Annotated in this window: 22 protein-coding genes and 1 riboswitch; of the genes, 12 read left to right on the top strand and 10 right to left on the bottom strand. The window is 70.4% G+C overall.

The window, feature by feature from the left end; all coding sequences use genetic code 11:
- Nucleotides 1-3: 3 nt before the first annotated feature.
- The 3 genes from OHU89_RS23120 to OHU89_RS23110 form a co-directional block, all read right to left on the bottom strand.
- Nucleotides 4-474: a hypothetical protein gene (locus tag OHU89_RS23120; RefSeq protein WP_267015553.1), complete on the bottom strand. Its 471-nt coding sequence runs from the start codon at nucleotides 472-474 to the stop codon at nucleotides 4-6.
- 5 nt (nucleotides 475-479) lie between these two features.
- Nucleotides 480-1,439, bottom strand: a complete 960-nt coding sequence (locus OHU89_RS23115) for a GNAT family N-acetyltransferase (RefSeq protein ID WP_405645525.1) — start codon at nucleotides 1,437-1,439, stop codon at nucleotides 480-482.
- A 165-nt stretch (nucleotides 1,440-1,604) separates the two neighbouring features.
- Nucleotides 1,605-2,180, bottom strand: coding sequence for a TerD family protein (locus OHU89_RS23110; RefSeq protein ID WP_266825449.1), 576 nt, complete (start codon nucleotides 2,178-2,180; stop codon nucleotides 1,605-1,607).
- A gap of 188 nt (nucleotides 2,181-2,368) precedes the next feature.
- Here OHU89_RS23110 and arfB point away from each other — a divergent pair, with 188 nt between their 5' ends.
- Both arfB and OHU89_RS23100 read left to right on the top strand, forming a co-directional pair.
- Nucleotides 2,369-2,806, top strand: coding sequence for an alternative ribosome rescue aminoacyl-tRNA hydrolase ArfB (arfB, locus tag OHU89_RS23105; protein ID WP_384161282.1), 438 nt, complete (start codon nucleotides 2,369-2,371; stop codon nucleotides 2,804-2,806).
- Nucleotides 2,807-2,905: 99 nt separating this feature from the next.
- Nucleotides 2,906-3,745, top strand: coding sequence for a sigma-70 family RNA polymerase sigma factor (locus tag OHU89_RS23100; RefSeq protein ID WP_405645523.1), 840 nt, complete (start codon nucleotides 2,906-2,908; stop codon nucleotides 3,743-3,745).
- 97 nt (nucleotides 3,746-3,842) lie between these two features.
- Here OHU89_RS23100 and OHU89_RS23095 read toward each other — a convergent pair whose 3' ends face one another.
- Nucleotides 3,843-4,352: a flavin reductase family protein gene (locus OHU89_RS23095; protein WP_405654612.1), complete on the bottom strand. Its 510-nt coding sequence runs from the start codon at nucleotides 4,350-4,352 to the stop codon at nucleotides 3,843-3,845.
- 383 nt (nucleotides 4,353-4,735) lie between these two features.
- On the opposite strand from OHU89_RS23095, the gene cdgB reads away from it, so the two are divergent.
- Both cdgB and OHU89_RS23085 read left to right on the top strand, forming a co-directional pair.
- A complete protein-coding gene (gene cdgB, locus OHU89_RS23090) occupies nucleotides 4,736-6,388 on the top strand; it encodes a diguanylate cyclase CdgB (RefSeq protein WP_405645521.1) in 1,653 nt (550 codons plus the stop codon).
- A gap of 119 nt (nucleotides 6,389-6,507) precedes the next feature.
- Nucleotides 6,508-7,464, top strand: coding sequence for a CBM35 domain-containing protein (locus tag OHU89_RS23085; RefSeq protein ID WP_405645519.1), 957 nt, complete (start codon nucleotides 6,508-6,510; stop codon nucleotides 7,462-7,464).
- A gap of 6 nt (nucleotides 7,465-7,470) precedes the next feature.
- On the opposite strand, the gene OHU89_RS23080 is transcribed toward OHU89_RS23085, so the two are convergent.
- The 3 genes from OHU89_RS23080 to OHU89_RS23070 form a co-directional block, all read right to left on the bottom strand.
- On the bottom strand, nucleotides 7,471-8,400 hold the full coding sequence (locus OHU89_RS23080) for a 1-phosphofructokinase family hexose kinase (protein WP_405645517.1): 930 nt from the start codon (nucleotides 8,398-8,400) through the stop codon (nucleotides 7,471-7,473).
- 107 nt (nucleotides 8,401-8,507) lie between these two features.
- Entirely contained in the window at nucleotides 8,508-9,719 is a 1,212-nt protein-coding gene (gene nagA / locus OHU89_RS23075; protein WP_405645515.1) for an N-acetylglucosamine-6-phosphate deacetylase, read from the bottom strand.
- Nucleotides 9,719-10,663, bottom strand: coding sequence for an ROK family protein (locus OHU89_RS23070; RefSeq protein WP_405645513.1), 945 nt, complete (start codon nucleotides 10,661-10,663; stop codon nucleotides 9,719-9,721). The genes nagA and OHU89_RS23070 overlap by 1 nt, the downstream gene beginning before the upstream one ends.
- Before the next feature lie 126 nt (nucleotides 10,664-10,789).
- Between OHU89_RS23070 and OHU89_RS23065 the strand changes: the two genes are divergently transcribed.
- From OHU89_RS23065 to otsB, 3 genes are all read left to right on the top strand, one after another.
- Nucleotides 10,790-12,037 carry an extracellular solute-binding protein gene (locus tag OHU89_RS23065; RefSeq protein WP_266890719.1) on the top strand — a complete coding sequence of 416 codons (1,248 nt, stop codon included), beginning with the start codon at nucleotides 10,790-10,792 and terminating at the stop codon, nucleotides 12,035-12,037.
- Nucleotides 12,038-12,070: 33 nt separating this feature from the next.
- Nucleotides 12,071-12,307, top strand: coding sequence for a DUF3263 domain-containing protein (locus OHU89_RS23060; protein ID WP_388635088.1), 237 nt, complete (start codon nucleotides 12,071-12,073; stop codon nucleotides 12,305-12,307).
- A gap of 167 nt (nucleotides 12,308-12,474) precedes the next feature.
- Nucleotides 12,475-13,335: a trehalose-phosphatase gene (gene otsB, locus OHU89_RS23055; RefSeq protein WP_405645510.1), complete on the top strand. Its 861-nt coding sequence runs from the start codon at nucleotides 12,475-12,477 to the stop codon at nucleotides 13,333-13,335.
- Here otsB and OHU89_RS23050 read toward each other — a convergent pair.
- Together OHU89_RS23050 and OHU89_RS23045 are read right to left on the bottom strand one after the other, a co-directional pair.
- Entirely contained in the window at nucleotides 13,323-14,729 is a 1,407-nt protein-coding gene (locus tag OHU89_RS23050) for a trehalose-6-phosphate synthase (protein WP_405645509.1), read from the bottom strand. The genes otsB and OHU89_RS23050 overlap by 13 nt on opposite strands.
- An 84-nt stretch (nucleotides 14,730-14,813) precedes the next feature.
- On the bottom strand, nucleotides 14,814-15,758 hold the full coding sequence (locus tag OHU89_RS23045) for a glucosyl-3-phosphoglycerate synthase (RefSeq protein ID WP_266890727.1): 945 nt from the start codon (nucleotides 15,756-15,758) through the stop codon (nucleotides 14,814-14,816).
- A gap of 167 nt (nucleotides 15,759-15,925) precedes the next feature.
- Nucleotides 15,926-16,066: riboswitch (SAM riboswitch) on the top strand.
- 18 nt (nucleotides 16,067-16,084) lie between these two features.
- Here OHU89_RS23045 and thrC point away from each other — a divergent pair.
- From thrC to groL, 4 genes are all read left to right on the top strand, one after another.
- The gene (thrC, locus tag OHU89_RS23040) at nucleotides 16,085-17,368 is read left to right on the top strand and encodes a threonine synthase (RefSeq protein WP_405645507.1); all 1,284 of its coding nucleotides are present in this window, start codon (nucleotides 16,085-16,087) and stop codon (nucleotides 17,366-17,368) included.
- A gap of 30 nt (nucleotides 17,369-17,398) precedes the next feature.
- The gene (locus OHU89_RS23035; protein WP_210881130.1) at nucleotides 17,399-17,674 is read left to right on the top strand and encodes a MoaD/ThiS family protein; all 276 of its coding nucleotides are present in this window, start codon (nucleotides 17,399-17,401) and stop codon (nucleotides 17,672-17,674) included.
- A gap of 440 nt (nucleotides 17,675-18,114) precedes the next feature.
- Nucleotides 18,115-18,321, top strand: a complete 207-nt coding sequence (locus OHU89_RS23030) for a cold-shock protein (protein WP_007493268.1) — start codon at nucleotides 18,115-18,117, stop codon at nucleotides 18,319-18,321.
- A gap of 367 nt (nucleotides 18,322-18,688) precedes the next feature.
- Nucleotides 18,689-20,311 carry a chaperonin GroEL gene (gene groL, locus OHU89_RS23025; protein ID WP_266825478.1) on the top strand — a complete coding sequence of 541 codons (1,623 nt, stop codon included), beginning with the start codon at nucleotides 18,689-18,691 and terminating at the stop codon, nucleotides 20,309-20,311.
- 85 nt (nucleotides 20,312-20,396) lie between these two features.
- Here the strand turns inward: groL and OHU89_RS23020 are convergent, their stop codons facing one another.
- On the bottom strand, nucleotides 20,397-21,065 hold the full coding sequence (locus OHU89_RS23020; protein WP_405645504.1) for a class I SAM-dependent methyltransferase: 669 nt from the start codon (nucleotides 21,063-21,065) through the stop codon (nucleotides 20,397-20,399).
- Between the two features lie 102 nt (nucleotides 21,066-21,167).
- Here OHU89_RS23020 and OHU89_RS23015 point away from each other — a divergent pair, with 102 nt between their 5' ends.
- Nucleotides 21,168-22,343, top strand: a complete 1,176-nt coding sequence (locus OHU89_RS23015; RefSeq protein ID WP_405645502.1) for an NADH:flavin oxidoreductase — start codon at nucleotides 21,168-21,170, stop codon at nucleotides 22,341-22,343.
- Nucleotides 22,344-22,357 lie beyond the last annotated feature (14 nt).

Here is a 22,357-nt window from a genome sequence, read left to right as displayed (position 1 = left end):
CGGTCAGGGCCGGCGTTCGAGGTCGTGGCGCATGGCCTCGCGGGCGGTGTTGACGGTGCGGGTGTGGGCGCGGCGGGACTCCTTGTACTCGGGTGAGGAAAGGGGGTTTCCCGCGGCGAGCGCGTCACGGATCTCCCGCAGGCTCAGATAGGCGTCCTCGATCGTGGCGGCCAGCGAGGGCGGCACACAGATCAGAGCCGTCTCGCGGGCCTCGTTGCAGCCCGACTCGCGGAACGCCTCCCGTACGGCGGCGTCGACGGCGGCCGCCTCGCGCTGCTGGTCACCGGTGGCGACGGCGCGCATGGCCTCGTGGGCCTGGCGGAACGTGGTCAGGCAGCTGACGTATATCTCCTTGCGTTCCTGCCGGGCCTGGTCGGCCGAGTCCCGGCGCCAGCGGGCCCGGTCCGCGAGCAGGGTCGAGCCGATACCGACGAGCGCGCCCAGTCCGGTACCGGCGAGGGTCATCCACTCCATCGGGATCACGCCCCGTCGAATTCGTCGAACTCGTCGAGCCGCCGTGCGAGGTCCGGCGGCCACATGGCCTCCGTCGCTTCCCTGAGCTCCTTCCGGGACCACCAGCGCCAGGTGAGGATGAGGTCCTCCGCGTGGGCGGCGGCGAGGTGGGGGCCGGTGGGTTCGCGGCGCGGACCGTGGGTGACGTAGATGTGCTCGTGGTGGTGGACGGGGCCGACGGAGGCGTGCGTGAAGTCGTGCTCCCAGGTGCACAGCAGCGGGCCCGCCGCCAGGTCCGTCCAGCCCGTCTCCTCGCGCAGTTCGCGCAGGGCGCCCTCGACGGGGCTCTCGTCCGGTTCCAGGCCGCCGCCGGGCATGGCCCAGTGGATGCCGACCTCGACGTTGTCGTACCGCAGGAGGAAGACCGCGCCCTCGGGGTCGAGCACGGCGACCCGGGCGGCGCGGCGGGGAGTGCGCAGCGGCTTGCGCAGGACCGCGCAGGGGCGGCCGAGCGCGCGGTCGTCGCGGTGGTCGATGACCTCGTAGCCGAGGGCGGTCCAGAAGGCGAGGCCCTTGGGGTTGGCGTCGAGGACGGCGAGCCGGACGGCGCCGCGGCCCGCCGTGCGGAAACGGTCCTCGACGAGGGACGCCAACCGCCGCCCGTACCCCTGGCGTTGCCTGTCCGTGTCCACCATCAGCAGGCCGATCCACGGGTCCGGGTCGGCCGGGTCGGGATGGTGGGCGAGTGTGATCACGATCCCGACGAGCCGTCCCTCGCTGCGGGCGAGCAGCACCTCGGCGCCCGGCTCCGCGAGATCGTCGGCCAGTGCTGCCGCCACCTGCTCCGGGCGCACGTCGTCCGGGTCCGGGAAGTCCCCGCTGAGCGCGTGGAACTCACGGTTGGCGGCGTAGAGCGCGGCGAGTTCGGTGAGGACGGGGGCCGGGATGTCGTGGTCGGGGGTGAGGGGGACGGGGGCGAGGATCATGCGGGGCAACTTATCGCGCACACGTCATGCGCATCCCCGTGACAACACACCTCGCGACGCACCCGGCCGCGCGCACCGCAACGGCCCTCACAACGCAGGAACCCCCGGCCGAAGCCAGGGGTTTCTGCGCAGCGTGGTGTGCCTGCGTCCGTCGGACGTCAGAGGTCAGACGGACACGCCGAAGTCCGACGCGATGCCCGCCAGGCCCGAGGCGTAGCCCTGGCCGACGGCGCGGAACTTCCACTCGGCGCCGTTGCGGTACAGCTCGCCGAAGACCATGGCGGTCTCGGTGGCCGCGTCCTCGGACAGGTCGTAGCGGGCGATCTCGGCGCCGCCGGCCTGGTTGACGATGCGGATGTACGCGTTGCGGACCTGGCCGAAGTTCTGCGAGCGGTTCTCGGCGTCGTAGATCGAGACCGGGAAGACGATCTTGTCGACGTCGGCCGGGAGGCCCGCCAGGTTGACGTTGATCGCCTCGTCGTCGCCCGCGCCCTCGCCGGTGCGGTTGTCACCGGTGTGGACGATGGTCTGGTCCGGCGTCTGCTTGTTGTTGAAGAAGACGAAGTGGCCGTCGGAGTAGACCTTGCCCGTCGGGTTGACCGCGATCGCGGAGGCGTCGAGGTCGAACTCCGTGCCGGTGGTGGTGCGGACATCCCAGCCCAGGCCCACGGTGACGGCAGTCAGGCCCGGAGCCTCCTTGCTGAGCGAGACGTTGCCACCCTTGGACAGGCTTACAGCCATGGTTGGGATCCTTCCCTCGTTATGCATTGCACAGGCGGTACGGGCTTGAAGCTACATCTACCCCCAAGAACGCGGAGAGAGGCACCAAGGTTCCAGCTCTCTTTACTTTCTTTACCAAGCGGGAGTGAGGGACGCGAGGCGCAGAGATGGGGATATTCGCGTGACGTGTGCGGGTCAGCCGCGCGACCATAGGGGGCATGTCCGGTCCTCACGTCATCCGCGGCTCCGTCTCCCTTCCCGAGGCCGAGCTCATGTGGCGTTTCTCGCGGTCGTCCGGACCGGGCGGCCAGCACGTCAACACCAGTGACTCGCAGGTGGAGCTCCGCTTCGACGTGGCCAAGACGGAGTCCCTGCCCGAGGTGTGGAAGCAGCGGGCCCTGGAACGCCTGGCCGGCCGCCTCGTCGACGGCGTCGTCACGGTCCGTGCCTCCGAGCACCGCTCCCAGTGGCGCAACCGCGAGACCGCCGCCGTACGCCTGGCCGCCCTCCTGGCCGAGGCCACCGCCCCGCCCCCCAAACCCCGCAGGGCCACCCGCATCCCGCGAGGCATCAACGAACGCCGTCTGCGCGAGAAGAAGCAGCGAGCGGAGACGAAGCGGGGCAGGACGGGCCGCGACTGGGGCTAGGACCGGCGCGCGCCGAGGCGTACCCCTGTCACATCTGCGCTCTCCCGTTCGTCAGACCGTTGAGACCACCCCGGCGACGCGATGAGAGGTCAGAGGCGGATGAGCGAGAGCGAGTTTCTTGCCGAGCGGTTCGAGGCGTACCGGGGGCATTTGAAGGCCGTCGCCTATCGGATGCTCGGGTCCGGTGCGGAGGCGGATGACGCGGTGCAGGAGGCGTGGTTCCGGCTGAGCCGTTCCGACACCCGGCAGGTGGAGAACCTCGGGGGCTGGCTGACCACGGTCGTCGGGCGGGTCTGTCTGGACATGCTGCGCTCACGCAAGGCGCGTGCCGAGCAGCCGCTGGAGCCGGACGTACCGCTGCCCGGAGTGGTCCCCGACCCCGAGCAGGACGCGCTGCTCGCCGACTCGGTCGGCGTCGCGCTGCTCGTCGTACTCGAGACGCTGACGCCCGCCGAACGGCTGGCGTTCGTACTGCACGACCTGTTCGCGGTGCCGTTCGAGGATGTCGCCGACATCGTGGGACGTACGCCGGCCGCGACGCGGCAGCTCGCCAGCCGGGCCCGGCGTCGGGTGCAGGGCGCGCCGGCGCCCGACGCGGACCTGATCCGGCAGCGGGAGGTCGTCGACGCCTTCCTGGCCGCCGCGCGCGGGGGCGACTTCGACGCGCTGGTGGATGTGCTCGACCCGGACGTCGTGGCGCGTGCCGAGGCCGGTGTCACGGCGGGTGCCCTCGCGGTGGCGAAGGGCGCGACGAGCTACGCGAGCCTCGCCCTGGTCGCGCGGCCCGCGCTGGTCGACGGGGCCACGGGGCTCGCGGTGCTGGTGGACGGGCGGGTGGAGCGGGCGCTGGCCTTCACGTTCGTACGGGACCGGATCGCCGTGATCGACGTCGTGACCGCCCCCGCGCGCGTGGCCGACCTCGACATCGAGCTCCTCTAGCCACGGGGAGGGGTAGGCGCGGGGAGGGGCTCGGTTCGGTGATGGGCGGATCCGTCCCGACTCCCGTCGGCAGGACTCCAGGTGGCCGCCCGTCCCGTCAGTCCAGCTGGCGGTAGCGGCCCTTGAAGTACGTCAGGGGTCCTCCGTCCGCGCTCGGGATCCCTGCCGTCAGGACTCGGCCGATCACCAGGGTGTGGTCGCCCGCGCGTACCCGCTGTTCCGTTCGGCACTCCAGGGTCGCCAGGGCGCCGCTCACCAGGAGAGAGCCGGTGGCCGCACCTCGGGTGCAGGGGATGTCCTCGAAGAGGAGGCGGTCGCTGATGCGGCCCTTCATGGCGAAGCGGCCGGCGATGTGGCGCTGGCTCTCGGAGAGGACCGAGACGGCCCACAGGGGCTGTTCGTCGAGGAGGTCGTCCATACGGGAGCCCTCGCGCAGGCTGACCAGCACCAGGGGCGGGTCCAGGGAGACCGACATGAAGGCGGTGGCCGTCATGCCGACGTCCTCGCCCTTGGGCCCCTCGGCGGCGAGCGGGGGCTCGTAGGCGGTCACCAGGACCACACCCGCGGCCAGCCGGGACATGGCGGCGCGGAACTCGTCGTTGCTCACCCCCACAGGATGCCCGTAGGCGGTCACGGCGGTGATCGGAGAAGTGTTCGGCACGTCGGGAACGCTAGTGTCCGACCGGTGCGGACCGCATCGGACCTCCGCCCGAGCCGGGACCCGATCTCGGACCTAGGACCCCCGACCAGCCCCTCCCCGCGAGCCTCCACAAACCCACAAAGTTTGCGTTCAGTAAACGCACAGGGAAAACGCAGAAACCCCACTCAATTGTTCATCTTTCGCTGTGACTTGAGTCACAAGAGGTACTAATTGTTGACCCTGTGTACCGAGTGAGCAGCGCGCTGTGATTCAGTGGCGGGGAAGCTGCCAGAACGATACGCCGATGAGAACCCTTGATTCGCTGCGAGGTCTCGGGGGGGAGGGCGAGCATGGAGAGCGAGTCGGAGCCCTACGTCCGCCTTGCGACTCTGCGACAACTGCACCAGGTCATGGCGGACATGAACACCGCCCGATCCCTGGCGGACACCTTGCAGACCGTCGCCGACGGAGTGGTCACCGGCCTCGGCTACGAGCTGGCGTGCGTCAACCTCGTCCGCCCCGACGGCGACCTCGTCGTCGCCGCCTTCGCCGGCAACCCCGCCGCCGAGGCGCTCATCACCGGCCGGGTCGGCTCCCGCGACTCCTGGGAGCGCCGCCTGAGCATGGGTGAGAACTGGGGCGACCTGGTCTTCATCCCGCACACCGAGGGCTGGATCCTCGACGACGACGACGTACCGCAGTGGTACACCGACGGCCCCGCGCCCCGCTTCGAGGACGAGTGGCACCCCTCCGACCGGCTTTTCGCCCCCATGTTCACGCCCGGCGTGGGCGGCGCCGCCTGCGGTGAGCTGATCGGCGTGCTCTCCGTGGACCGGCCGCGCAACGGCCGCCGGCCGGGCGCCTGGGGACGAGAAGCGCTGCAGATGTACGCCTTCCAGGCCGCCATCGCGATCAGCAACGCGCGCCTGCGCGCCAACATGCAGCGCGCACTGGTCAGGCTCGAGCGCGATCAGCAGGCACTCAGGGCCAGTGAAGAGAGCTTTCGGCAGGCCTTCGAGTACGCCCCCTCCGGCATGGCCATCGCCGAGATGGGCGGCGACCAGCACGGCCGGATCCTGCGGACCAACGACGCCCTGTGCCGTCTCCTGGGCCGTCCGGCGTCCGCGATGCGCCGCTACTCCTTCTCCGACCTGGTCCACCCCGAGGACATAGGGACACTGCTGAGAACCTCGGCGGAGGGTGGACGCGCGGAGCTGCGCCTGGGCCGCCGCGACGGCACCTACCTCTGGGTCTCGCTCCGCAACTCCGTCGTCGCCGACGCCGCCGACGGTCCCCGGTTTCTCCTCACCCATGTCGAGGACATAGAGGACCGCAAGCGCCGCGAGCTCCAGCTCGCCCACCGGGCCTCCCACGACTCCCTCACCGGCCTGCCGAACTCCGCCGAGCTGCGCGCCCGGCTCTCCGCGCGGCTGTGCAAGCGCCCCACCCACGCCGCCCTCGAATCCATCGACGCGGCCTTCGGCCAGCCCGCCTACGACGCCAACGGCCACGGCTTCGACTTCCGGCCCGGCACCGAGGCGTTCGACGCCGCCTTCGATCACCATGTGCACACCGTCGCTCCTGAGGGTGAGCTCGACGACGGCACCAAGGGGCTCGCGGTCCTCTTCTGCGACCTCGACGGCTTCAAGTCGATCAACGACCGGTTCGGGCACAACGCCGGTGACGCGGTCCTCATCGAGGTCGCCCGCCGGCTGTCCCGGCAGGTCCGCGACGGCGACACCGTGGCCCGGCTCGGCGGCGACGAGTTCGTGATCCTCGCCGACGGCCTGGGCCGCGCGGACGCCGCCGACCTCGCCGTACGTCTGCGCAACGAGATCATCCAGCCCATCCGCGCCGAGGGCCGGGCCGTCCGCGTCGGCGCCAGTTTCGGCATCGGCTGGGCGCACTGCGGGATGACGGCGGACGAAGTGCTGAAGTCGGCCGACGAGCGGATGTACGTAGAGAAACGATCTCGTCCCAAACAACACAGACGCGCGGGATGACCCCCAGGTCAGCGAGCTGATGCGATCCGAGTCACCCGTTTGGGGCAGCAGGAGCGGGTAGGCTCGCCATTCACCACGCGTACCGCATCCGTCCCCGCACCTGCTGAGGAGTACCTGGGATGACGTCCGGCACCACCGGCGCGAACACGCCGCCCGAGGACGACGACCCGTTCGGCTACCTCTACGCCGACGGACAGGCCAACGGAGCCCAGCCGCCCTCCGGCGGCTACGGCTATCCGGGCTCCGTCAACCGGGTGCGCGCGGTCGGCCAGCGCCAGTACGGGCAGCCGCCGCAGCAGCAGCCCACCGCGCCGTACGGCCAGGTGCCGCAGCAGCAGGGTGCCTACGGCCAGCCCAACAACGCGCACTACGCGGCACCGGAGACCTTCCCGGGCGGCGCCCCCACCACCCAGCACCCGCAGCAGGGGTACGGCGGTGGCGGCCGCGGCCGGGGTCCCAACACCAAGGGCCTGCTCATCGGTGCCATCGCGGTGGTCGCCGCGGTCGTCATCGGCATCGGGGTGGCGATGCTGGGCGGCGACGGCGACGACGACGCCTCCGGCAACCAGGCCTCCAGCACGCCCTCGTCCCAGCAGAGCAGCGAGCCGAGCGAGGCCGCCAGCAGCGCGGCGGCCGACGAGGAGGACCTGCCGAAGACCGACGCCAAGGCCCTCTCGCTCGGCCCCGGTGTGACCACGGCGACGGACATCAAGGGCGCCAAGGCGGGCGGCGGTATCTACCTCAACGGCTTCAACGCCGTCGGCGCCTCGGTCACGTGGAACGTCAGCGGTGTTCCCAAGACCGGCAAGTACACGCTGTTCGTCGGCTACAGCGTCCCCGGCAAGGACGCCACCGCCACCCTCACGGTCAACGGCACGGCCTCCACGACGCCGGTCGGCATGGACAACTACGCGCACGCCGCTGAGGGCGACTACACCAAGGGCTGGACGCAGACCTACAGCTACGTCCAGCTCAACAAGGGCTCGAACACCATCAAGGTCTCCTGCGAGCAGGGCAACCAGTGCGACGCCCTGCTCGACCAGATGTGGCTCGTCAAGGGCTGGGTCAAGTCCTGACGGCACTCAGGCCGCGGTGACCTCACCCGTCACCGCGACCCGCCCCCGCAGCTCCTCATAGGCGGCCGGGTCGAACTCGCCCGCCACCGGCGCCAGTACCGTCGCCGCCGACAGCGCGACCGCGCGGGCCAGCCGGTCCGGCCACGGCAGCTGCTCGACCAGCCCCGACAGCAGCCCCGCGACCGCGGAGTCCCCGGCGCCCGTCGGATTGCCGTGCACACGGGACGGCGGGGTGGCGTGCCAGCGGCCCTCGGGGGACGCGGCGAGGAGACCCTCCGCACCGAGGGACGTGACGACCGCCCGGGCGCCCCGCCGCCGCGCGTCCTGCGTGGCGCGCAACGGCTCGTGGGAGCCCGTCAGTTCGGCCAGTTCGTCGGCGTTCGGCTTGATGATGTCCGGGCGGGCCGCGACCCCGCGCCGCAGGGCTTCGCCGCTGGTGTCGAGGAGGACCGGGACCCCGGCCGCGCGAGCGGTCCGCACCAACCCCGCGTACGCCCCCACCGGCACCCCCGGCGGCAGGCTGCCGCACAGGGCCACCGCGGCCATCGACGGGAGCAGATCCTCGTACGCCTCCTGGAAGGCGGACCATTCGGCGGGTGTGACGGTCGGGCCGGGTTCGTTCAACTGGGTGGTGTCGCCGCTCTGTTCGTCGACCACCGCTATCGTGCGCCGGGTCGCGCAGGCGACCGGGACGAGCGCGTCCACCACGCCGGGTGCCGCCGTGAGCTGCTCCTGGACGACCCTCCCCGTGGCGCCGCCCGCGAAGCCGGTGACCGTCACCTCGTGACCGAGGGCCGCGAGTACGCGGGCCACGTTCAGGCCCTTGCCGCCGGGGCGTTCGGTCACCTCGGAGACCCGGTGGGAGGCGTGGGGGCGCAGGGCCCGTACGCGGTAGGTGATGTCGAGGGCGGTGTTCAGCGTGACCGTGAGGATCACCTGTGCCGACCTCCCCCGAGATAAGTCGTCTTCCGAACGCGCTTGTCCAAACGGACGGCGGCCGTCCCAGTCTCCCAGGACGGCCGCCGACTCAACAGACGGACACATCAGCCCAGTTGGGGATCGACCACCCATTCACCGCGTCGCATCACGCCCTTGAGGGCGAATTGATGGTCAAGAAGTACCAGGTCGGCGTACTTGCCCGGCTCCAGCGAGCCGATCGTGTCGTACATCCCCAGCAGCCGGGCCGGGTTGGCGGACAGCGCCGCGACGGCGTTCTCGACGGGCAGCCGGTCGACCGTCACCGCCCGCTGGAACGCGCGGTCCAGGGTGAGCGTGGAGCCCGCGATCGAACCGCCCTCCACGAGCCGCGCCACGCCCTCCTTGACCTCGACGGCCAGCGGGCCGAGCGAGTAGAGGCCGTCGCCGAAGCCGGCCGCGTCCATGGCGTCCGTGATGAACGCGACCCGGTCCGCGCCCGCGTGATGGAACGCCAGCTGCAGGGCGGCCGGGTGGAGATGGGTGCCGTCGTTGATCAGCTCGACCGTGATGCGCTCGTCCTCCAGGAGGGCGGCGATCGGGCCCGGGGTGCGGTGGCCGAGCGTGGGCATCGCGTTGAACAGGTGCGTCGCGACGGTCGCGCCCGCGTCGATCGCCTCCACCGTCTGCTCGTACGTCGCGTCCGTGTGGCCGATCGCCGCGATGACGCCGTGTTCGGCGAGCAGGCGTACGGAGTCGATGCCGCCGGGGAGTTCGGTGGCGAGGGTGACCATCTTGGCCTTGCCGCGCGCCGCGTCGATCAGTTTGCGGACCTCTGCCGGGTCCGGGTCGCGGAGCAGCTCCTCGGAGTGCGCGCCCTTGCGGCAGGGGGAGATGAACGGGCCCTCGAAGTGGATGCCGGCGATGTCGCCCTGCTCGGCGAGTTCGGACAGGAGGCCCGCCCGCTGGGCCAGGAAGTCCATGTCGCCGGTGACGGTGGAGGCGACGAGGGTGGTGGTGCCGTGGAGGCGGTGGGTGTGGATGCCGTGGAGTACGTCGTCGGTGGTGCCCGAGGTGAACGAGGCTCCGCCGCCGCCGTGGTTGTGGATGTCCACGAAACCGGGCACGAGCGTGTATCCGGTTACGTCGATGACCTGGGCGTTGTCCGGGGCACTTCCGGCGATGCGGGTGCCGTCGATGGTCACTCGGCCGTCTTTGACGGTTCCTGTGGGGAGGACGACCGTTGCGCCGGACAGGACGAGGGGGGACTTGTCCGTCGCGGGGTGCGGGTTCGTCGTGGCTTGTCGCGCAGTTCCCCGCGCCCCTAGCGGCGTTGCCATCAGGGAGTTACCTCCATACGGTCCGTTGTGTCGAGGAGGTCCCAGGCCAGCAGGCCCGCGCCCAGGCAACCCGCCGTGTCGCCCAAGGCCGCTGGGACGATCGTCGGCAGCTTCTGGAAAGTGACCCGCTGCCGGACGGCTTCCCGCAGTGGTGTGAACAAGGTTTCCCCCGCCTCGGCCAGGCCGCCACCGATGATCAGGGTGCGGGGGTCCAGGAGGGTGAGGGCGGTGACCAGGCCGTCGGCGAGGGCGTCGACCGCGTTCTGCCAGACCTGTACGGCTCGGGGGTCCCCGGAGCGGACCGCCTTCGCGCAGTCCGCCGCGTCGGTGTCCGGGTCCCCGCAGGCGGCGGCCCATGCCTCGCTGACGGCCGCCGCGGAGGCGTACCGCTCCAGACAGCCGTGCTGGCCGCAGGGGCAGGGGGTGCCGCCGGGGCGTACGACGATGTGGCCGATCTCGCCCGCGAAGCCGTGCGCGCCCGCCTCCACCCGGCCGGCGATACCGATCGCGCCCGCGATGCCGGTGCCCAGGGGGACGAAGAGGAAGCGGTCGGCGCCCCGGCCGGCGCCGATGCGGCCCTCGGCGAGACCGCCGGTGCGGACGTCGTGGCCGAGGGCGACGGGGACGCCCGCGAGCCTTTCGGTGAGCAGGGCGCGCAGCGGTACGTCGCGCCATCCGAGGTTGGCGGCGTAGGCGGCGATGCCGTGCTCGGCGTCGACGATGCCGGGGACGGCGACGCCGGCGGCGCACGCGGGCTCGCCGAGGTGCTCGGCGCCGTACGCGCGCAGCTCGGCGGCGAAGTCGAGGATGCCCTCGACGACCGCGTCCGGGCCGCGCTCACGGCCGGTCGCTCGGCGGGCCTGGTGGAGCAGCTCGCCGGAGGCGCCGACGAGGGCGGCCTTCATTCCGGTGCCGCCCACATCGAGGGCGATGACATGTCTCACGGGGGTAGTGTGGCCCGGCAACCCGTGAGAGGTCTAGTCCACTTACGTGGTGTAGACCTTATGTCTGACCTTTCGAAAGTTTCGACGATGATGTGGGGCTCGGCAGTGCAGCGGCACAGGACAGGAATGATCGCGGTGGTGTCCGCACTGGGCATGACGGCGGTACTCGGCGGCTGTGGGGCCGGGGCGGACTCCGACGAGGTGACGCTGAAGCTGGTCGCCGCCGACTACGGCGACAGCAAGGCCAACAGCTCGCGGAAGTACTGGGACGGGCTCGTCGAGCAGTACGAGAAGAAGCACCCGAACGTGACGGTCGACGTCAGCGTCTACTCCTGGAACGACGTCGACCGCAAGGTCAAGGAGATGGTCGCCGCCGGGGACGCGCCCGACATGGCGCAGATCGGCGCGTACGCCGACTACGCCGCCGACGACCTCCTCTACTCGGCCGACGAACTGCTCTCCATCTCCACGCAGGCCGACTTCGCCGCGCAGTTCGCCTCCGCGGGGGAGGTGGACGGGACGCAGTACGGCATGCCGTTCGCGGCCTCCACGCGGCTGCTCTTCTACAACAAGACCCTCTTCGCCGAGGCCGGCCTCGGTGCGCCGAAGACCTGGGACGAGCTCGCCGCGGACGCCGCCGCGCTCAAGGCGGACGGGGTGAAGTACCCGTACGCCCTCCCGCTCGGCTCCGAGGAGGCGCAGGCCGAGACCATGCAGTGGCTGCTGAGCGGCGGGGGCGGCTACACCGAGAACCTCGGTACGTCGTACGGCATCGACTCCGCCGAGAACGTCGCCACCCTCACCTGGCTCAAGGACGACCTCGTCGGCAAGGGGCTGACCGGGCCCGTCGCGCCGGGGAAGCTGAACCGGGCCGACGCGTTCGCCGCGTTCGCGAACGGGCAGGTCGGGATGCTCAACGGGCATCCGACACTGATGCAGATGGCCGCCAAGAAGGGCGTGAAGTTCGGCATGGTGCCGATGCCCGGGGTCGACGGCCAGACCAAGGTCTCCATGGGCGTGGCCGACTGGATGACGGCCTTCAAGCAGAACGGCCACGCCGAGCAGGTCGGGGACTTCCTCGACTTCGTCTACGACGAGAAGAACGTCCTCGCCTTCTCCCGCGAGTACGACCTGCTGCCGGTCACCGCGTCCGCGTCCGACGTCATGAGCACGGCCGCGCGGGACAAGGACCTGCGGCCGTTCCTGGAGGAGCTTCCGCTGTCCGAGCTGTATCCGGTCGGGCGGACGTCCTGGGCCACGGTGAGCGCGGCGGTGAAGAAGCAGATCGGGGGCGCGGTGGCGTCCGGTGGCAGTCCTACGTCGGTCCTCGCCGGGCTGCAGTCGACGGCGCTGGAGGCGGAGAGCGGGGAGTAGGCGTTGTCGGTGGCTGCGGCTACCGTGCGGGGCATGGACGACCAGGACGGGCTCGGGGCGCGGGAGCGGGCGATCCTCGTCCTCGAGCGGCGGGGGTTCGCGGGGCCGGGGGCGAAGGAACGGGCGATACGGGAGGAGCTGGGGTTGGTACCGGTCCGGTACTACCAGCTCCTGAACGCGCTCCTCGACGATCCCCGAGCCCTGGCCTTCGACCCGGTCACAGTGAACCGCTTGCGCCGCGTACGAGATGCACGACGGTCGGAGAGGTGACCGCGGGGTTTTTCTCGCACTCCTCAAACGCCGGACGGGCTGGGAAACCCAGCCCGTCCGGCGTTTGAGGACGAGGCCCCTTCAGGGCCGAAGCGGGGGTCTGGGGGCGCAGCCCCCAGGGACGGGACGGGTAGGGGCGGCGGGGGCGAAGACACTAGGGTCGGTGTATGGGCAGCCACACGCACGTCACGGACGAGTCACTGCCGACGCCCGTCACCCGGGCCGGGCGTGACGGACTGGACGCCATTCTCAGCGGGCCCGGCAAAGCCGTGGTCGCGTTCGATTTCGACGGGACGCTCGCGCCGATCGTGGCGGACCCCGAGCAGGCCCGGGCGCACCCGGAGGCGGCGGCCGCGCTCGCCGCACTGGCCCCGAAGGTCGCCTCAGTAGCGGTGATCACCGGGCGCCCGCCCGGCGTGGCCGTACGGCTCGGCGGATTCGACGGGACGCCAGGACTCGACCACCTCGTCGTGCTCGGCCACTACGGCGCCGAACGCTGGGACGCCGCCACCGGCGACATCACCGCCCCGCCGCCCCACCCCGGTGTCGCCGACGCCCGCGCCGAGCTGCCCGGGTTCCTCGACCGGATCGGCGCCTGGCAGGGCACGTGGATCGAGGAGAAGGGCCGCGCCCTCGCCGTCCACACCCGCCGCGCCGAAGACCCCCGGGCCGCCTTCGAGGCCCTGCGCGAACCCCTCACCGACCTCGCCACCCGCCACGGCCTCATCGTCGAACCCGGCCGGCTGGTGCTGGAACTCCGGCCGCCCGGCATGGACAAGGGCGTGGCCCTGACGGAGTACGTCCGTGAGCTGGGCGCCGAGGCCGTGCTGTACGCCGGCGACGACCTGGGCGACCTCCCCGCCTACTCCGCCGTCGACAAGCTCCGCTCCGACGGCGTCCCCGGCCTGCTGGTGTGCAGCGCCGGCAGCGAGGAGGTTCCCGAGCTGAAGGACCGGGCCGATCTCGTCGTCGACGGTCCGCAGGGTGTCGTACGGCTGCTGCGGGCGCTCGCCGCTCAGCTGGGCTGAGCGTCGTCGAGCGCGTGCAGCTGGTCCAGGAACCACTGGGCCGGCGGCAGCGCCGTCGCCGCCGCGGCCAGCCTCTTGGTCCGCTCGGCCCGCTCCTCCACCGGCAGGGTCAACGCCTCGTGCAGGGCTCCCGCCGTACCGATCACGTCGTACGGGTTGACCACGATCGCGTCCTCGCCCAGCTCCTCGTACGCCCCCGCCTCCCGCGACAGCACCAGCACGCATCCTTCGTCCGACACGACCGGCATCTCCTTCGCGACCAGGTTCATGCCGTCCCGGATCGGGTTCACCAGCGCCACGTCGGCCAGCCGGTACGCGGCCAGCGAGCGTGCGAAGTCGTCCTTCACATGCAGGACGACCGGCTTCCAGCCCGGCGTCCCGTACTCCGAGTTGATCTCCTCCGCGACCCGCTGCACCTCCGCCGTGTACTCCCGGTAGACCGCGAGGTCCTGCCGCGACGGGTAGGCGAACGCCACGTGCACGACCCGCTCCCGCCACTCGGGGCGGTCGTCGAGCAGCTGCCGGTACGCCAGCAGGCCCCGGACGATGTTCTTGGACAGTTCGGTCCGGTCGACCCGGACGATCGTCCTGCGGCCCTCGCCGACCTCCGCCCGCAGCGCCGCCAGCCGCTCGTCCACGTCCGTCTCGTGCGACCGCTTCCGCAGGAAGTCCGCGTCCGCCCCGAGCCCGTGCACACCGACCCGGGTGTCCCCGAGGCCACCGACGATCTGCGCCGCGCACGCCTCGAACGCCGACGCCCACCGCCGGGTCAGGAACCCCAGCCGGTCCGCACCCAGCATGCCCCGCAGCACCTGCTCGGCCACGTCGTCCGGCAGCATCCGGAAGTACTCAGGGGGCGCCCATGGAGTGTGCGAGAAGTGGCCGATCCGGAGGTCGGGGCGCAGCTCGCGCAGCATCCCGGGCACCAGCGTCAGGTGGTAGTCCTGCACCACCACCGCCGCGCCCTGCCCCGCCTCCTCGGCCAGTGCCTCGGCGAAGGCGCGGTTGTACGTCTCGTACGACGCCCACTGGCGTCGGAACTCCGCGTCGAAGACCGGCTCCAGCGGGGTCTGGTACAGCATGTGGTGGACGAACCACAGGACCGAGTTCGCGATGCCGTTGTACGCGTCAGCGTGCACGTCCGCGGGGATGTCGAGCATCCGCACCCCCTGCTCGCCCTCCCCGCGCCGTACCGCCTCGCGGTCGCCGTCGGAGAGCGCCGAGCACACCCACAGCGCGTCCGCGTCCGACCCGATCGCGGAGAGGCCGGAGACCAGCCCGCCGCCACCGCGCTTCGCGGACAGCGAGCCGTTCTCCTGAACCTCGTACGAGATCGGGCCGCGGTTGGACGCGACGAGCACCCGGGCACCCTTGTCAGCCTGCGTGGAAGCCATACGCCTCAACCTAGCCCGACCCGTAAACGCTCAAACGTACGGTTCGCCGTATACGGGCTTGTGGGCGCCGTAATACGGCCCTCCTCAGGCGACCTTCCGGGACGCGTACTCCACGATCTCCACCATCGGCGGCCGCTCCTCCGTGTCCACGGAGTACGTCCGTGGCTCGAAGCCGTCCGCGCCCCGCTCGAACTGGGTGAGGGAGGGGCGGATGAGATGGCCGCGGGCCAGCCGCAGCTGGGCCGTGCGGTAGATCGCGGCGGACATCCGGCCCAGGGCCTGCCCGTCCTGGTGGCGGTGGATGCGGACGCCCACGTCGACCTGGGCCAGCGCGTCCAGGCCCACCAGGTGCAGCGCGTCGACCAGCATGCCGAGCTCGACGCCGTAGCCGACCGGGAACGGCAGCTGTTCCAGCAGGGAGCGGCGGGCCGCGTACTCGCCGCCGAGCGGCTGGACGAAGCCGGCCAGCTGGGGCCAGTGCATGTTCAGCAGCGGGCGGGCCATCAGCTCGGTCACCCGGCCGCCCTGGCCCGCCGCACCGCCCAGCGGGCGGTCGTACATGCCCTTGACGAGGTCGACGCCGGGGTCGGTGAGCAGCGGGCCCACGATCCCGGAGACGAAGTCGGAGGAGAACTCCTTCAGGTCGGCGTCGATGAAGCAGACGATGTCGCCGCGGGTCACCAGCAGCGAGCGCCACAGCACCTCGCCCTTGCCGGGCACGGCCGGGAGACGGGGCAGGATGTCGTCGCGGTGGACGACGGTCGCCCCGGCCGCGGCGGCGACCTGCGATGTACGGTCGGTGGAGCCCGAGTCGACGACGACTATCTCGTCGACGAGGGGGACCTGCTGCATGAGGTCGTGACGGATCACGGAGACGATGTCACCGACCGTCTCCTCCTCGTTGAGCGCGGGCAGGACGACACTGACCGACTGGTTCGTGCGTTGCTTGGCGGCCAGGAGCTGGTGGAGCGGGCGATCGGTCAGGGACCAGGACCGGGTGGTCAGCCAGCGCTCGACTTCGTTCAGCACAGTGCGCGGCTCCTCTGCGTTCTCTCGGCGAGTATGCGATCACGCCGAGTGATCCATCTCGCGGTTCGGACGACTATCTCAACTGTCCTGGTCGTCGGTTACAGTCTTGAACAACGCGGATGACCATCGCATGTCGAGGGTGGCCCGCCGTTCACACAACTTCATACCGCTCATCCAGAGGGGCAGAGGGATACGGCCCGATGAAGCCCCGGCAACCCTCCAGTCGGTTTCTCACGCGCGTGAGGCTCCCGACTCGGGAAGGTGCCAAATCCGTCTCACGGCGAGATGCGTCGTGAGGAAGATGAGGAGAAAGGGCCTCGCCTCTCATGGCTGCGCAGACTGTTGCAAGCACCACTGAAACCACCGTAGACCTCGGCCCGGCCGCGGCGCTCAGCTGCCGCGAGTGCGGTCACCGCGTCCCCCTCGGCCCGGTCTTCGCGTGCGAGGAGTGTTTCGGCCCGCTCGAGATCGCCTATGACTTCTCGGCCTATGACACCGAGGAGCTCCGCAAGCAGATCGAGGCGGGACCCGCGAACATCTGGCGCTATGCGCCGTTGCTGCCCGTCCCCGCGGACGTGGCCGACAAGCCCAACATCAACCCGGGCTGGACCCAGCTCGTCAAGGCCGACAACCTGGCCCGCGAGCTCGGTGTCACCGGCGGTCTGTATGTGAAGGACGACTCCGGCAACCCGACGCACTCCTTCAAGGACCGCGTCGTCGCCCAGGCCCTGGAGGCCGCGCGCGCCTTCGGCTTCACCACTCTCTCCTGCTCCTCCACGGGCAACCTGGCCGGTGCCGTCGGCGCCGCCGCCGCCCGCGCCGGCTTCCGTTCCTGCGTGTTCATCCCGCACGACCTGGAGCAGGGCAAGGTCGTCATGGCCGCCATCTACGGCGGCGAGCTCGTCGGCATCGAGGGCAACTACGACGACGTGAACCGCTTCTGCTCCGAGCTGATCGGCGACCCGGTCGGCGAGGGCTGGGGCTTCGTCAACGTCAACCTGCGGCCCTACTACGCCGAGGGCTCCAAGACCCTGGCGTACGAGATCTGCGAGCAGCTCGGCTGGCAGCTTCCCGACCAGCTGGTCGTGCCGATCGCCTCCGGCTCGCAGCTCACGAAGATCGACAAGGGTCTGCAGGAGCTGATCAAGCTCGGGCTCGTCGAGGACAAGCCGTACCGGATCTTCGGCGCCCAGGCCGAGGGCTGCTCGCCGGTCTCCGTCGCCTACAAGGCGGGCCACGACGTGGTGCGGCCGCAGAAGCCGAACACCATCGCCAAGTCCCTCGCCATCGGCAACCCGGCGGACGGGCCGTACGTCCTGGACATCGCGCGCCGTACCGGCGGTGCGGTGGAGGACGTCAACGACGAGCAGGTCGTCGACGCGATCAAGCTGCTGGCGCGGACCGAGGGCATCTTCGCGGAGACCGCGGGCGGTGTGACGGTCGGTGTCACCAAGAAGCTGATCGAGAACGGCCTGCTGGACCCGACGCTGACCACCGTTGTGCTGAACACGGGCGACGGACTGAAGACCCTGGATGCGGTGGCGGGTACGGGGCTCACTGCGACCATCCGCCCCAACCTTGACTCGTTCCGCGAGGCCGGCCTCGTCTAGGCCCCCGCAACCCTGACCGGAGGTTCAACCGTGAGCGTCAACGTCCGCATCCCCACCATCCTGCGCACCTACACCGGCGGACAGGCCGAGGTCGCCGCCGAGGGCGCGACCCTCGCCGAGGTCATCGCCGACCTGGAGAAGAACCACACCGGTATCGCGGCCCGCGTCCTGGACGACCAGGGCAAGCTGCGCCGCTTCGTCAACGTGTACGTCAACGACGACGACGTCCGCTTCGAGCAGGGCCTGGAGACGGCCACTCCGGACGGGGTCGGCGTCTCGATCATTCCCGCCGTCGCCGGAGGCTGACCGAGCCCGGTCGTTACCCTCGGTAATGTCGATTACCAAGAGTTCATCGAATTGCCCCCTCCGTGAGAGAAGCGGAGGGGGCAATTCTCTATGGTTGAGCGCGGTACAGTTGGGGAAGCTGCTCCACCCCCCATGCCAGCCGCATATGAGTTCTCACTTCGGATGCGACGAGAAGTAGCCAAAGTGTGCGGTTCTTTTATGAACTTTGTTCCTTTTGTGGAGCCCGACTTGCCCAGAATTCGGGCGAATTCTCACTACATTCCGGACCCTTCGCGTCCAGAATTCTCGTCCGATTGACCTGTTGCAGACGGCAGTTGGACAGATACATTCAGCCGCGGTCGACGCGTTCCGGCGCACGCCCCCAATCCGTGGGGGGTGAGGTCTGACCCGGATCCGCGAAGTGTGGATCCGTGCAAGGGCCAGTAATAGGGGAGTTAGGCATGGCTCAGGGCACCGTCAAGTGGTTCAACGCGGAGAAGGGGTACGGCTTCATCGCGGTCGACGGTGGTGCGGATGTATTCGTCCACTACAGCGCGATTCAAATGGACGGCTACCGCACCCTCGAGGAAGGTCAGCGGGTCGATTTCGAGATCTCGCAGGGCCAGAAGGGGCCGCAGGCGGACATGGTTCGCCTTGCGACAGGCTGAAGCACGCGCCGGGTAACAGCAGCGTCGTTCTTCGTTCTTTTTCGGAGGGCTCGTACCCCATGGGGAGTCATGGGTACGGGCCCTCCGGCATGTCCGGACCCCCTCCGGCACCTGCCCGGAGCCCGTTGCGGGACCTGCCCGGAACCCGTGCGGGACCTGGACGATCCCTGAGAGGCGCTTGCACTCGCAGGGGTCGAGTGCTAATCATTGGCGTTAGCACTCTGAAGGTGAGAGTGACAAAGAAGGACCGGGTCGGTGAGGCCCGCAGGCCAGGTGGGGCAAGGAACCACGAGGTGTGCGAGCCGTCCGTCGCGGGCGCGGGCGCGGTCCGAAGGAATCACCCCCAGTCCTGGAGGGACCACTTCACATGGCCAAGATCATCGCGTTCGACGAGGAGGCGCGGCGCGGCCTCGAGCGCGGCATGAACCAGCTCGCGGACGCCGTCAAGGTGACGCTCGGCCCCAAGGGTCGCAACGTCGTCCTCGAGAAGAAGTGGGGCGCCCCCACGATCACCAACGATGGTGTCTCCATCGCCAAGGAGATCGAGCTCGAGGACCCGTACGAGAAGATCGGCGCCGAGCTGGTCAAGGAAGTCGCGAAGAAGACCGACGACGTAGCCGGCGACGGCACGACGACCGCGACCGTCCTGGCCCAGGCCCTGGTGCGCGAGGGTCTGCGCAACGTGGCCGCCGGTGCCAACCCGATGGCTCTCAAGCGCGGTATCGAGAAGGCCGTCGAGGCTGTCTCCGGTGCCCTGCTCGAGCAGGCGAAGGATGTCGAGACCAAGGAGCAGATCGCTTCGACGGCCTCCATCTCCGCCGCCGACACCCAGATCGGCGAGCTCATCGCCGAGGCGATGGACAAGGTCGGCAAGGAAGGCGTCATCACCGTCGAGGAGTCCCAGACCTTCGGTCTGGAGCTCGAGCTCACCGAGGGTATGCGCTTCGACAAGGGCTACATCTCGGCGTACTTCGCCACCGACATGGAGCGGATGGAGGCGTCGCTCGACGACCCGTACATCCTCATCGCCAACTCCAAGATCGGCTCCGTCAAGGACCTGCTCCCGCTCCTGGAGAAGGTCATGCAGTCGGGCAAGCCGCTGCTGATCATCGCCGAGGACGTCGAGGGCGAGGCCCTGTCGACCCTGGTCGTCAACAAGATCCGCGGCACCTTCAAGTCCGTCGCCGTCAAGGCTCCGGGCTTCGGTGACCGTCGCAAGGCCATGCTCGGCGACATCGCCATCCTCACGGGCGGCGAGGTCATCTCCGAGGAGGTCGGCCTCAAGCTGGAGAACGCGACCCTGGACCTCCTGGGCCGCGCCCGCAAGGTCGTCATCACCAAGGACGAGACGACGATCGTCGACGGCTCGGGCTCGGCGGACCAGGTTGCCGGTCGCGTCAACCAGATCCGCGCCGAGATCGAGAACAGCGACTCGGACTACGACCGCGAGAAGCTCCAGGAGCGCCTGGCCAAGCTCGCCGGTGGCGTCGCCGTCATCAAGGCCGGTGCCGCGACCGAGGTCGAGCTCAAGGAGCGCAAGCACCGCATCGAGGACGCCGTGCGCAACGCCAAGGCGGCCGTCGAGGAGGGCATCGTCGCCGGTGGTGGCGTGGCCCTGCTCCAGGCCTCCGCGGTGTTCGAGAAGCTCGAGCTGACGGGTGACGAGGCGACCGGCGCCAACGCCGTGAAGCTCGCCCTGGAGGCCCCGCTCAAGCAGATCGCCGTCAACGGTGGTCTCGAGGGCGGCGTCGTGGTCGAGAAGGTCCGCAACCTGACCGTTGGCTGGGGTCTCAACGCGGCCACCGGTGAGTACGTCGACATGATCGCCGAGGGCATCATCGACCCGGCGAAGGTCACGCGCTCTGCCCTGCAGAACGCCGCGTCCATCGCCGCGCTCTTCCTCACCACCGAGGCCGTCATCGCCGACAAGCCGGAGAAGGCCGCCGCGCCTGCCGGTGGCGGCATGCCGGGCGGTGACATGGACTTCTGATCGACCTGACGGTTGATCAACGTCCTTGCCGAGGGCGGCACTCCCTGCACAGCCAGGGGGTGCCGCCCTCGGGCGTTTCCGTATGTCAGCCGAGGTCGTAGTGGGAGCCGACGGCGGGCTGACCGGTGTAGTTGGGCCCGGCGGCCGGGTCCGCGCCGACGTACCGGAACGGAAGGGTGAAGGACCGCGGGCCGCGCAGGCTGAGCCGGTGGTGCCGGGTGTCGTGACGGAACCCGGCCGCGCGCAGGGCCGACACGGCCGTCCGCCCGGCCGCCGATCCGTCCGGCCGGCGGATGGAGTCGGGGTCGAAGTGCGCCAGCAGCAGGCCCTCGGGGGTCAGCCAGGACGCGGCGCGGGTGAGGAGGCCGAGCTGGTCGCCGACGTAGTGCAGACCGTGGACACAGGTGATGAGGTCGTAGGACCGGCTCGGTGCCCATGACGTGACGGAGGCGACGATCTCCTCCAGCGCGGGCGGGGCCGGTACGGGTATGAGAGGCCCCACCAGATCGACGGCCGTGAGCACGGCGTCGGCGGGCAGACGCGCGGCCGCCTCCCGCAGGGCGCGGCCCTCGCCGCTGCACAGGTCCAGCCAGGAGGGATCGGGGCGGTCCGAGAGGTGGGCCACGGGGTCCAGGCCCAGCTCGCGGGCGTAGCTGTTGACCCCGGAGAGGCCGCGCTCGCGGTTCATGGTGTTGTTGGCGACCACGGAGGACGCCTCCAGTTCGGGCGCGGAGAGCAGCGGGGGCTTGGCCATGTGGCCATTCTCGGGGGCGGGGTGCGTGTCCGGGATCACAGGGCTCGCGGAATGTCTGTGGCGGACGAGGTGGTTGACTCCTACATGCGTATGTCCATGCGCATGCACATACCGACCGGTACCGGTGCCGGACGGACCCTCCCCGAGGAGTACCCCCACGTGACCGCCCCCGCCTCCCGTGCCGCCGAGGTCCTCTCGCGGCCGATCGCGATCAACGGCCTGACCGTCCCGAACCGCATCGTCATGGCGCCGATGACCCGCAACTTCTCCCCGGGCGGCATCCCGGGCGCGGACGTGGCGTCGTACTACTCGCGCCGCGCGGCCGCGGGCGTCGGCCTGATCGTCACCGAGGGCACCTACGTCGGCCACGACTCGGCGGGGGAGAGCACCCGCGTCCCGCGCTTCCACGGCGAGGAGCAGCTCGCCGGCTGGGCGAAGGTCGCCGAGGAGGTGCACGCGGCGGGCGGCACCATCGTCCCGCAGCTCTGGCACATCGGCATGACCCGTACGCCGGGCAAGGGACCCGTCGCGGACGCCCCCGCGGTCGGCCCCTCCGGTCTGCGCCCCGGCGCCGACGAGCCCACCGGTGTGACGATGACCCAGCGCGACCTGGACGACGTCATCGGCGCCTTCGCCGAGGCCGCGGCCGCGGCCGAGCGCATCGGCTTCGACGGTGTGGAGATCCACGGCGCCCATGGCTACCTCGTCGACCAGTTCCTGTGGTCGGGGACCAACCGCCGCAGCGACGCCTACGGCGGTGACCTCGTCGCCCGTACGAAGTTCGCGGCCGAGATCGTGGCGGCCGTACGGGAGACGGTCTCCGCGGAGTTCCCGATCATCTTCCGCTACTCGCAGTGGAAGCAGGAGGCCTACGACGCCCGCCTCGCCGAGACCCCGGAGGAGCTGGAGGCCATCCTGAGCCCGCTCGCCGCCGCCGGTGTCGACGCCTTCCACGCCTCCACCCGCCGCTACTGGCTCCCCGAGTTCGAGGACTCCGACCTCAACCTCGCCGGCTGGACCAAGAAGCTCACCGGCAAGCAGGCCATCACCGTCGGCTCGGTCGGCCTCGACGGCGACTTCATCAAGGGCTTCATGGGCGAGGGCTCCCCGCTCCGCGGCATCGACGACCTCCTCGACCGCCTGGAGCGCGAGGAGTACGACCTCGTCGCCATCGGCCGCGCGCTGCTCCAGGACCCGGAGTGGGCGGCGAAGGTACTGGCGGGCCGCACGGACGAGCTGAAGGCCTATGACGCGGCGGCGCTTCAGTCCCTGAGCTGAGCCGAGCCGAGCCG

The sequence above is a fragment of the Streptomyces sp. NBC_00019 genome (assembly GCF_045041015.1).
In the GTDB taxonomy this organism is placed as follows: Bacteria; Actinomycetota; Actinomycetes; order Streptomycetales; family Streptomycetaceae; genus Streptomyces.
This window is presented reverse-complemented; position numbering and strand designations above follow the sequence as displayed.

What these genes read in the sequence shown, in the direction of transcription:
- OHU89_RS23060 (WP_388635088.1), top strand. Translation starts at nt 12,071, where the DNA reads ATGGACGACCAGGACGGGCTCGGGGCGCGGGAGCGGGCGATCCTCGTC.
- cdgB (WP_405645521.1), top strand. Translation starts at nt 4,736, where the DNA reads ATGGAGAGCGAGTCGGAGCCCTACGTCCGCCTTGCGACTCTGCGACAA.
- OHU89_RS23020 (WP_405645504.1), bottom strand. Translation starts at nt 21,065, where the DNA reads ATGGCCAAGCCCCCGCTGCTCTCCGCGCCCGAACTGGAGGCGTCCTCC.
- OHU89_RS23110 (WP_266825449.1), bottom strand. Translation starts at nt 2,180, where the DNA reads ATGGCTGTAAGCCTGTCCAAGGGTGGCAACGTCTCGCTCAGCAAGGAG.
- OHU89_RS23030 (WP_007493268.1), top strand. Translation starts at nt 18,115, where the DNA reads ATGGCTCAGGGCACCGTCAAGTGGTTCAACGCGGAGAAGGGGTACGGC.
- OHU89_RS23065 (WP_266890719.1), top strand. Translation starts at nt 10,790, where the DNA reads ATGATCGCGGTGGTGTCCGCACTGGGCATGACGGCGGTACTCGGCGGC.
- groL (WP_266825478.1), top strand. Translation starts at nt 18,689, where the DNA reads ATGGCCAAGATCATCGCGTTCGACGAGGAGGCGCGGCGCGGCCTCGAG.
- OHU89_RS23085 (WP_405645519.1), top strand. Translation starts at nt 6,508, where the DNA reads ATGACGTCCGGCACCACCGGCGCGAACACGCCGCCCGAGGACGACGAC.
- otsB (WP_405645510.1), top strand. Translation starts at nt 12,475, where the DNA reads ATGGGCAGCCACACGCACGTCACGGACGAGTCACTGCCGACGCCCGTC.
- OHU89_RS23050 (WP_405645509.1), bottom strand. Translation starts at nt 14,729, where the DNA reads ATGGCTTCCACGCAGGCTGACAAGGGTGCCCGGGTGCTCGTCGCGTCC.
- OHU89_RS23115 (WP_405645525.1), bottom strand. Translation starts at nt 1,439, where the DNA reads ATGATCCTCGCCCCCGTCCCCCTCACCCCCGACCACGACATCCCGGCC.
- nagA (WP_405645515.1), bottom strand. Translation starts at nt 9,719, where the DNA reads ATGGCAACGCCGCTAGGGGCGCGGGGAACTGCGCGACAAGCCACGACG.
- thrC (WP_405645507.1), top strand. Translation starts at nt 16,085, where the DNA reads ATGGCTGCGCAGACTGTTGCAAGCACCACTGAAACCACCGTAGACCTC.
- OHU89_RS23120 (WP_267015553.1), bottom strand. Translation starts at nt 474, where the DNA reads ATGGAGTGGATGACCCTCGCCGGTACCGGACTGGGCGCGCTCGTCGGT.
- OHU89_RS23015 (WP_405645502.1), top strand. Translation starts at nt 21,168, where the DNA reads ATGCACATACCGACCGGTACCGGTGCCGGACGGACCCTCCCCGAGGAG.
- OHU89_RS23100 (WP_405645523.1), top strand. Translation starts at nt 2,906, where the DNA reads ATGAGCGAGAGCGAGTTTCTTGCCGAGCGGTTCGAGGCGTACCGGGGG.